Genomic DNA, 8,880 nt, shown 5'->3' on the forward strand with positions numbered 1-8,880 from the left:
CTATATGGTTTTCCAGGCCTTGCCGGCTGCTCCTATGCGTGCTTACTTGTGGTTGTTTTCATGAGGGGGATACAATCATGCGTTTTCTACTTGCTGCGGTCGCCATGCTGTCGTTCGCCGCCACCGCGGCTCTGGCTGATCCAGCTTCGGATTTCAAAAGAGCCGATCAGGCATTGAACCAGACCTTCAAGCAAATCCAGAAGCGGCTTACGGATGATTCCGACGGCAAGGCACGGTTCGTGAAAGCGCAGAGAGCGTGGATTGCGTTCCGCAACGCCGAATGCACGTTTCAATCCAGCGGTGACGATGGTGGCTCCGCGGCGCCGATGGTTGCCGCTGCTTGTCAGGCTGACCTGACCAAGGCCCGCACCAGGCAGTTGAAGGCCTACCTGAACTGCCAGGAGGGTGACCTCTCTTGCCCGGTGCCATCAGAATAATCTGGAGTGACAAAATGCCGAATTTCAAGATGAGATATGTGCTGATCGCGCTTGTGCCGTTGGCGGTTGCCGGTTGCGTCAGCGCTGAGGATCAGCGCGCAATGGATCAGCAACAGTGCGCGTCTTACGGCTACAGGCCAGGAACCAACAGGTTTGCCGACTGCATGATGCAACAGACCTCACAACGTTCAGAAGATGAGCAGCGCTCATTGGATCGCATGGCCGCGCAAGAACAGAGAGACAAGGATCGCAAGGAAGCGCGTCGAAAGGACGACAGCTACATCGATCCAAGGCCGAGTTACGACAAGGATGGCAATCCGAATTTCGACACTCAAGGCAATTACCAAGGGTGTCACGGCGCGGGATGTTTGGTCGACAATCCAGACAATAACGATGACGATGACCAGTAGGCTGGCTCCGCGAGGCTCTCCTTCCTGCCCCCTATAGTCCGGACCTCAACCCAATCGAGAAACCCTTCGCCAACTTCAAGCACTACATGCGGCGTTGCGCCAGGCGCAGGCTAGAAGTCAACCCAAATGCGAACCGCTCTACCTCGGCGAACAGCCGGGAAATGCCGATCCTGCACACGCGATCCGCGATTCCATCAGCTTGAAGGATGGTTCCGGAACTTTTTGCCGCAATGGCAGGTTCGAGCGACATGACGAAACTATCTGACCCTGGCCCGCCGTTCCCAGCAAGCTGCACGGCGGCCAGGACATCCCGGAAGAAGATCATTACTGCGGGCAGACGGTTGACCGGCGCGATTTACTCCAGGTGTTCTGGAGGAAGAGCCGGGGCATCGAGCGCTGGAACCGAGCCAGCTGCAACGATCATCGAATTTCCCCGAAGAAAGTACCTGCCTCTAGAAGCGCTTTCGGATCAGGGGCCGTTTCAGGGCAAAGCGGGCGATATTGTCGAGCGTTCTTGGCACCGCCATCTCCCCGATGCCCTCAATGGCGCCCTTGGCCGCTGCGTCCTCACGAAAGCGCACTATCCATTCTTCCGTGAGGCTGTCCCGTTGAACAGTGAATCTCGAATTGGCGGTGTCTTCCGGGACCTGGACGCCCATATAATCCGCCACAGCTTCCAGATAGGGCCGTGGGTCTTGCTGCAAATCTTCGTAGACGAATTGACGACAATCCAGCCCCGCAAGTTGTAGGTAGGACCTCCAGAACGCATAGCTTCGATCAATCTGGAAATACGCTTGGCTGATGTCGGCGAAGCTATAAGGAACAGAGCGCGGATTGACTTTCCCTTCGTGCCGGCTCGTCCACACTCCAGACATCCTAGCTCGGTAGAACGAAATAGCTTGCTGAATTCGGTCGCGACGTTCCAACAAAATGAATTCCAAGCCGTGTTTTCTTCGAATCTCGAATAGAAAATCCTTTCCGAATTTCTCCTTACACCAGGCCAGATGGCGCGGAAACAACTTGATCGCAAACCGCCCGTTGTCGGTCGACGCTTTCTCGATGACCGCTTTTTCAAGATCATCATAGGTGCGGGGATCGAAACGTAGATAGGCCGGATCAAGCCATTCCTCCGACCGTCCCATCAGGCCAGTTGCGTTCGTCAGGCTTCCCAGCCAGTTCGAACCGCTTCTTCCCTCTGTAAGAATCGCAACGCCCCGCATAAACTCCTCACTTCACCTTGTCCCGGAACGCATGCCGCAAGGCCCGCTTATCTTCAACCCAAATCAGTGCTGCGTTCCCGCCCCAGGTCCAGGAACACCGTGCTCAGCTTATTGCCGCCGTGATCTTCGTTGCCATCTTGTCGGCATCACCAGGGCTTTGGCTGGATTCTAGACCAGATGACCACGCAATTCATCTAGGACGCCGCATCGGCCGCCATCGTCATCGTGGGCGTGTTCGCCGTCGCCGACACGTCGCCACGCGATTGCTGCGCCTGCCCAGGAGTGTCCTCTGTCGAATAACCGTGAGGGTTGTTTTCGCCGCCATCACTATTTTTGTGAACCAATTCACCCGAGGCGCGACCAAGTGATGTGTCCAAACATGGTTCATCAAGGAGAACGTCTTATGTTTACTGTCTCGAGAAACGTCTTTTTGGCCGCCATCGCCGTTTCGGTGCTGGCCGGCTGCAAGACAACCGCTCCCAGGGAATGCGACAAGCTGAAGCCTGGCGTCACCTATAACGGCAAATGCTGCGGCATCGGCGAGCCTTGCCGCGAAGGCAAGGGCGGCGGCGACAGGCCGGGAAATACGCCTGATCCAGCGCCGCAATGATCTGATTGCGTGTCGCCCGTTCCGGTCAGCGCTGGGACGGGCGGGTTGCGCTCGAAAGCTCGCCAACGTCCAGCCTCCCCTTGAGGCACCGAAATCGTCCACCTCTGTGTAACGCGCGCCCTGGACGGCCCTGTGCCACGCTGTGCCCTGCTTATCCCAAGTGAGGCGTTCTTCCGCCAGCACCTCGACGCTGCTCATCCCGCGCGTCATGCCCACGCGCTTTGTCTGGCGAGCCGGCCAGCATGTCGATCCAAGTCTGATTTGTCTGGTTGGATGGTGGGCGTGACAGGGATTGAACCTGTGACCCCTGCAATGTCAATGCAGTGCTCTCCCGCTGAGCTACACGCCCATCCGAAGCCGCGCATACACCATTTTTGATCCAGCGCGTCAATAGCAGGAAAAAGGAAAGAAGGCGTCGTCTCGCCGCAGTGGCGAAGAGGTGCGGCGCCTCGCCTAGAAAACGGCTCAGGCCGCCTGCAGCATCTTCTCCACCTCGTTGACGAGGTCGCGCAGATGGAATGGCTTCGACAGCACCTTGGCGTCTTTCGGCGCCTTGGAATCCGGGTTCAACGCAACGGCGGCGAAACCGGTGATGAACATGACTTTCAGATCGGGATCGATCTCGGTGGCGCGGCGCGCCAGCTCGATGCCGTCCATCTCCGGCATGACGATGTCGGTCAGCAGCAGCGAGAACGGCTCTTCGCGCAGCCGCTCATAGGCGCTGGCGCCATTGTCGAAATCGCTGACCTGGTAACCGGCGCGCTCCAGCGCCTTGACGAGGAACCGACGCATATCGTCGTCGTCTTCCGCCAGAAGAATGCGTGCCATGATATCCTGTCCGAATCACCCGCCCGAGATTGCCGTTGGGCAAGCCCGTTAACCATCCTGTATATGAGGAGGTGAGGGTAAACATCAAGTGAACGCGGACGGCGATGATCCATATTTGCCGGGGGTGTGCCGCCGCTGAAATGCTGGACACGCGGCCTGCAAGGTGGCACTTTCACATCATGATGCACTGGTGTTTTCGGGTTCGTTCAAATTGAAGACGGCAGCCGAGGATTTTTCGGTCTTTCCACCCTTCGAAATCCGGTCGGGCGCCGAGCAGCGCGTCCCCTTCCTCTTCAATTCGCCGCATAGCGGCCGCTACTATCCCGAACGGTTCCTGGCCATGGCAAGGCTGGACCGCAACGCCATCCGCCGGTCGGAAGACTGTTACGTCGATGAGCTGTTCGGCGGTGCCGTGGCGCTCGGCGCGCCGCTGCTGGCGGCGAATTTTCCGAGGGCCTATCTCGACGTCAATCGCGAGCCGTGGGAGCTCGATCCTCGCATGTTCGCCGAGCCAGTGCCGTCCTTCTGCAACATCCGCTCGGCGCGGGTGGCGGGTGGGCTTGGCACGGTGCCGAAGCTGGTCGGCGAGGGGCTCGACATCTATTCCGGCCGCCTGCCGCTGTCGGAAGCCGTTGCCCGGATCGAAACCGTCTACAAGCCCTATCACGAGACGCTGAAGCGGCTTTTGACCCGGACCCATGCGCGGTTCGGTTTTGCCGTGCTGATCGACTGTCATTCGATGCCGGCGAGCATCCGTGTCGGCGACAGCGGGCTGCGGCCCGACTTCATCATCGGCGACCGTTTCGGCATCTCGGCAACCGCCGCCCTGACCGAGACCGCGATCGGCCTGCTCAGCGCCATGGGCTATTCGGTTGCCCACAACAAACCCTATGCCGGCGGCTTCATCACCGAGCATTACGGCCGCCCGGCGCGCCATCTGCATGCGCTGCAGATCGAGGTCAATCGCGGGCTCTACATGAACGAACGGACATTCGAGAAGGCCGCCGGCTTCGATGCGCTGGCCGACGATCTGACGCGGTTCTCAGCCGACCTGATGTCGATGCCCGACCATCATTTCATCGACCTGCCGCTGGCCGCGGAGTGAAATCGCGGCGTAAAAAAAGACCGCATCGTTTGCACGATACGGTCGAAGTCTAGGGAGGAAACGCCCAAGGAGGGCATGGACAGGAAACCCTGTCCGAGGTCAAGGGTATTGTGCGTTGCACAAATGTCAAGCGACCTTCAGGCTTTTTTAATTCACTCTGATGTGGAAATTGCGTTTCGACGACGCTTATGTGACATCCGGGCAACAGATGCCGTCGCGGAGAAGTAGTCGAACACACTTGTTTTGGTACGAAATTGGCGGCAGAGCACGGCTCGGACATGCTGCAGTGCGGGAGAATCAGTTGGACATCAGTGTCGATTTCATGCGCCGCATCGCGCAGGTGGCGGCGGCGGAGACCTTGCCGCGCTTTCGTGCCCAAGGCGCGGTCGCCAACAAGGAACAGGGCAGTTTCGATCCGGTCACCGAGGCCGATCGCGAGGCCGAGCGCGCTATCCGGGCGTTGATCTCTGCCGAGTATCCCGACCATGGCATTCTTGGCGAGGAGCATGGCAGCGAGAACATTTCGAGCCGGCATGTCTGGGTGATCGACCCGATCGACGGCACGCGCGCCTTTATTTCCGGCCTGCCGGTGTGGGGCACGCTGGTCGGGCTGACGGTCGACGGTGACGCCGTTGCCGGCATGATGGCGCAACCCTTCACCGGCGAGCTGTTCTACGCCAACGCCTCAGGTTCGCACTATGAGGGGCCGGGCGGGCCGCGAAAACTGACGACCCGCAAGACGACGAAGTTGGACCAGGCGACGCTGTTCACCACCACGCCGGCGCTATTCAAAGGCGAAGCGCGCAACCGTTACGATGCATTCGAAAGACAGATCCAACTCGCCCGCTATGGCGCCGATTGCTATGCCTTCGCCATGATCGCTTCGGGAAGCGTCGATATCGTCGCCGATCCCGGTTTGAAGCCATACGACATCGTGGCGCTGATCCCGATCATCGAGAAGGCAGGCGGTGTGGTCACCACATTCGATGGCGGGCCTGCGGAAAAGGGCGGCGATGTCCTGGCGGCTGCAACGCCGGAACTCCACGCAGCTGCCATGGCTGCCTTGCGCGGCTGACCAGCGACCGGCGGCCGTCAGGCCGTGGGGTCGTCGCTGCCGGGAATGAAGGCGTCGAAGGCGGCGAGCAATTGCTCGCGGTAGATGTCGGCTTCCTGCAGGATTTCGTGGCGGGAGCCGTCGATCATCAGCAATGAACCGAGCCGCAGACGCCTGGCGTAGGCTTCGACAGCCCTGGTCGAGACGACCTGGTCGGCGCCGGCGGCGATGATCAGCAGCGGGACCTGGATCCGGGCCATGAAGTCGGGGTCGTTGACGGCTTCCGAAGCTTTCGCGGCTGCCCGCAGCCAACGGATCGTCGGCCCGCCAAGCGCCAGTTGCGGGTATTCTTCATAGATCCGTGTGTTGCGCCGATAGCGTTCCGGGTCCGATGTCAGCTTGTTGGTCTCGAAAGGGGCCGTTGCCCTCGGCCGCGGACCCCAGGCGGCATAGAGCCGGCCGAGGCCGAGAGCGCAGAACAGGGAACAGACGCGGCGAACCGTCGAGATCGAGACCGGAAGGTCGGGCAGCGTCAGGAAAGGCGCGATCAGCACCATGCGCCGGACGCGGTTCACCATCGACGGCGCGGCCAGCAGGGTGATCAATGCGCCTGCCGAATGGGCCAGGATGTAGTAGGGTCCGCGGCAATCGGGCAGCACGATCTCCTCGAAGAACTGTTCGAGGTCGGCGGTGTAGTCGCGGAAGCTGCTGACGTAGCCGCGCTGGCGATCGCGGATCAGCCGGTCTGAATCGCCCTGGCCGCGCCAGTCGAGCGTGGCGACGCCAAAGCCACGATCGGCAAGGTTGCGGATGGTTTCGAAATATTTCTCGATGCACTCGTTGCGGCCGGTGAGCAGGACCACGGTGCCCTTCATCGGGCGAGCGACCGCGCCGAACAGGCCGTAGCGGATATTCTTGCGGTCACGCGTGGTGAAGAAGCCGCCGGCGGCGTTTTCCGGCCGCGGATTGCCCTCGATTTCGTGAAAAAGGGAGTTTTCGGTGAAAAGATCCGTCATTCGGCGCTTCGTGCTCGGCGTCTCGCATGCCCGCCTGCGCTGGCCGGCTCCGCTATGGTGATAGACGCCCATGCGCCAAAAGCCAAGGAATTCCCGGTGACTGACTGGGCTGCAACAGGGAAGGCCGGAAGCCGCTTGAAAGCGTGCTTCCGGCCTCTGTCGATCCGGGAGGAAGGGACGTTACACCCGGTCGGCCTCGTTGCGGTGCCTGTTGTGCAATCGGCGCCGCCAGTCCTTGATCCTGGAATGGACTTTAGCGCCGGCTGCCTGAACGCGCGCCGAAGTGCCGGTTCATCTGCCGTTCATCAAGGGTCCGGCCGCCGTGGCTTTTGCCGCCAGGTGAAATCTTGAAATGCTTTCCAGCGCTCCCCAAATGTCTCGTGCGGTCGCCAATGTAGGGGCCGCTGGCCCACCCGAAACGCCGCTCAAGGGTTTCGCACCGGCCATACGCAAACCATGTTGCTCAACAGGAGAACACCTCATGCGTCACGTTGATTTTTCCCCGCTTTATCGCTCGACCGTCGGCTTCGATCGTCTGTTCACGATGCTCGATTCGCTTGCGCAGCCGGATGGCGCGCAGACCTACCCGCCCTACAACATCGAGCGCACCGGTGAGGATTCCTACCGGATCTCGATGGCGGTTGCCGGCTTCTCTGACGAGGAAATCTCGATCGAAGCCCATCGCAACGTGCTGACCGTGAAGGGTGAGCGCAAGGACGAGGGCACCGGCGAAGGCTCTGAACTGCTCTATCGCGGCATTGCCTCGAGAGCCTTCGAACGCCGCTTCCAGCTTGCCGACCACGTCGAAGTTGTCGGTGCTTCGCTGAAGAACGGCCTGCTGTTCGTCGACCTCAAGCGCAACATCCCCGAGGAGCTGAAGCCGCGCAAGATCGCGATTACGGCATCTTCGGCCAAGGCCAAGCAGATCGAGGCCAAGACCGCTGCCTAAAGTACAAGTCTCCTCCCGAGACGGAAGCGGCGCCGAAAGGCGCCGCTTTTTTGTTATCGGGGATTTCGGTATCAGGCGATCAGCTGGCCAAAACGGTCGACCTCATCGGCCGTCGTCGCGAAGCTGGTGACGAAGCGATACAGCAACTCGTCCTCGCTGATGTGGCCGTCAAAGCCGTGCGGCTTGTGCCAATCATAGAACGCCGCACCCGCTGCCTGCAGCTTTTCAGCTTCGGCTTTCTTGATCACTGCGAAAACCTCGTTTGCCTGCGGCAGCCATGCCAGTTTTGCCGTGGCCGAATCCTCGATCGCGGCGGCAAGGCGTGCGGCCATGGCGTTGGCGTGGCGGGCGGTGTCCAGCCACAATCCGTCTTTGAAATAGGCCTCGAACTGCGCCGCGACGAAGCGCGATTTCGAAAACAGCTGGGCGGCGCGCTTGCGCAGGAACGCCAATTCCCTGGCACGATCAAGATCGAACAGCACGATCGCTTCGGCGCACCAGCAGCCATTCTTGGTGCCGCCGAAGGACAGGATGTCGACGCCGCGTTTCCAGGTCATTTCGGCTGGCGACGTGTCGAGCGCGACCAGCGCATTGGCAAAGCGGGCGCCGTCCATGTGCAAGGGCACCGAATATCGTTTGGCGATCGCCGCGATCGTCTCGATCTCATCCAGGCCGTAGATGGTGCCGACCTCGGTCGACTGGGTGATCGAAACGGCCATCGGCCGTCCCCAATGGACGATTTCCGGTGCGAAACGGCCGATGGTCCTTTCCAGATTGTGCGGATCGATCTTGCCCAGCGCGCCATCGATCTCATGCAGGCGTGAGCCGCCGGAAAAATACACCGGCGCGCCGCATTCGTCCTCGATGACATGCGATTCGCGATGAGCAAAGGAAATGCCGCCCGGCTTGTTGTAAGCGGTCAGCGCCAGCGAGTTGGCGGCCGTGCCGGTGGCGACGAAGAACACCGCGACCTCGCGTTCGAAAATCTCGCTGAAGCGCTGGTAGACTGCCTGGTCGAGCGCTCCGTCGCCATAGGCGGTGGAAAAGCCGCCGGCATTGGCCGACAGGCCGGCGGCAATGTTGGGGTGGGCGCCTGCCCAATTGTCGGAAGCGAAGAACATGCATCTGCCTATGTCTTGGGAGAACGGGGGGTTGGGGAAATCAGACTGAAGTTGACCGGTTTCGCGTGCTGATCGCAAGGGCCAGGCGCCGGAAAAACAGTAAAGCCAGCCAACGGGCAAAGCCCAGGCC

General features: G+C 60.5%; 11 protein-coding genes, 1 tRNA gene and 1 pseudogene. 7 read left to right on the top strand and 6 right to left on the bottom strand.

Annotated elements, in window-relative coordinates:
- The first annotated feature begins 77 nt into the window (after window positions 1–77).
- The 3 genes and pseudogenes from EN969_RS06835 to EN969_RS35880 form a co-directional block, all read left to right on the top strand.
- Window positions 78–437, top strand: coding sequence for a lysozyme inhibitor LprI family protein (locus EN969_RS06835; RefSeq protein ID WP_024502741.1), 360 nt, complete (start codon window positions 78–80; stop codon window positions 435–437).
- Between the two features lie 14 nt (window positions 438–451).
- Entirely contained in the window at window positions 452–847 is a 396-nt protein-coding gene (locus tag EN969_RS06840) for a hypothetical protein (protein WP_013529710.1), read from the top strand.
- Between the two features lie 9 nt (window positions 848–856).
- Window positions 857–963, top strand: a pseudogene (locus EN969_RS35880) (transposase); the annotation flags it as partial.
- Here EN969_RS35880 and EN969_RS35235 read toward each other — a convergent pair.
- Together EN969_RS35235 and EN969_RS06845 are read right to left on the bottom strand one after the other, a co-directional pair.
- Entirely contained in the window at window positions 930–1,097 is a 168-nt protein-coding gene (locus EN969_RS35235; protein WP_158515803.1) for a hypothetical protein, read from the bottom strand. The pseudogene EN969_RS35880 and the gene EN969_RS35235 sit on opposite strands and share 34 nt — an antisense overlap.
- A gap of 202 nt (window positions 1,098–1,299) precedes the next feature.
- Window positions 1,300–2,067, bottom strand: a complete 768-nt coding sequence (locus EN969_RS06845; RefSeq protein ID WP_027161395.1) for a Stf0 family sulfotransferase — start codon at window positions 2,065–2,067, stop codon at window positions 1,300–1,302.
- Between the two features lie 403 nt (window positions 2,068–2,470).
- Here EN969_RS06845 and EN969_RS06850 point away from each other — a divergent pair, with 403 nt between their 5' ends.
- A complete protein-coding gene (locus EN969_RS06850; RefSeq protein WP_013529712.1) occupies window positions 2,471–2,677 on the top strand; it encodes a hypothetical protein in 207 nt (68 codons plus the stop codon).
- A gap of 274 nt (window positions 2,678–2,951) precedes the next feature.
- Here the strand turns inward: EN969_RS06850 and EN969_RS06855 are convergent.
- Window positions 2,952–3,026 (bottom strand) — tRNA-Val (locus EN969_RS06855).
- Window positions 3,027–3,142: 116 nt separating this feature from the next.
- Entirely contained in the window at window positions 3,143–3,505 is a 363-nt protein-coding gene (locus EN969_RS06860) for a response regulator (protein ID WP_006199474.1), read from the bottom strand.
- Between the two features lie 163 nt (window positions 3,506–3,668).
- Between EN969_RS06860 and EN969_RS06865 the strand changes: the two genes are divergently transcribed.
- Window positions 3,669–4,610 (top strand): N-formylglutamate amidohydrolase, encoded by a 942-nt coding sequence (locus EN969_RS06865; protein WP_013529713.1) that lies wholly within the window; start codon window positions 3,669–3,671, stop codon window positions 4,608–4,610.
- Between the two features lie 301 nt (window positions 4,611–4,911).
- Window positions 4,912–5,685, top strand: coding sequence for a histidinol-phosphatase (gene hisN / locus EN969_RS06870; protein WP_024502739.1), 774 nt, complete (start codon window positions 4,912–4,914; stop codon window positions 5,683–5,685).
- 17 nt (window positions 5,686–5,702) lie between these two features.
- Here the strand turns inward: hisN and EN969_RS06875 are convergent, their stop codons facing one another.
- Window positions 5,703–6,680: an alpha/beta hydrolase gene (locus EN969_RS06875; RefSeq protein ID WP_063170330.1), complete on the bottom strand. Its 978-nt coding sequence runs from the start codon at window positions 6,678–6,680 to the stop codon at window positions 5,703–5,705.
- 481 nt (window positions 6,681–7,161) lie between these two features.
- On the opposite strand from EN969_RS06875, the gene EN969_RS06880 reads away from it, so the two are divergent.
- Window positions 7,162–7,629, top strand: a complete 468-nt coding sequence (locus EN969_RS06880; protein ID WP_013529716.1) for an Hsp20 family protein — start codon at window positions 7,162–7,164, stop codon at window positions 7,627–7,629.
- Between the two features lie 71 nt (window positions 7,630–7,700).
- On the opposite strand, the gene EN969_RS06885 is transcribed toward EN969_RS06880, so the two are convergent.
- Window positions 7,701–8,750, bottom strand: a complete 1,050-nt coding sequence (locus EN969_RS06885; protein ID WP_013529717.1) for a low specificity L-threonine aldolase — start codon at window positions 8,748–8,750, stop codon at window positions 7,701–7,703.
- Between the last annotated feature and the right edge of the window lie 130 nt (window positions 8,751–8,880).

Source organism: Mesorhizobium sp. M7A.F.Ca.CA.003.01.2.1 (genome assembly GCF_003998945.1).
In the GTDB taxonomy this organism is placed as follows: Bacteria; Pseudomonadota; Alphaproteobacteria; order Rhizobiales; family Rhizobiaceae; genus Mesorhizobium; species Mesorhizobium ciceri.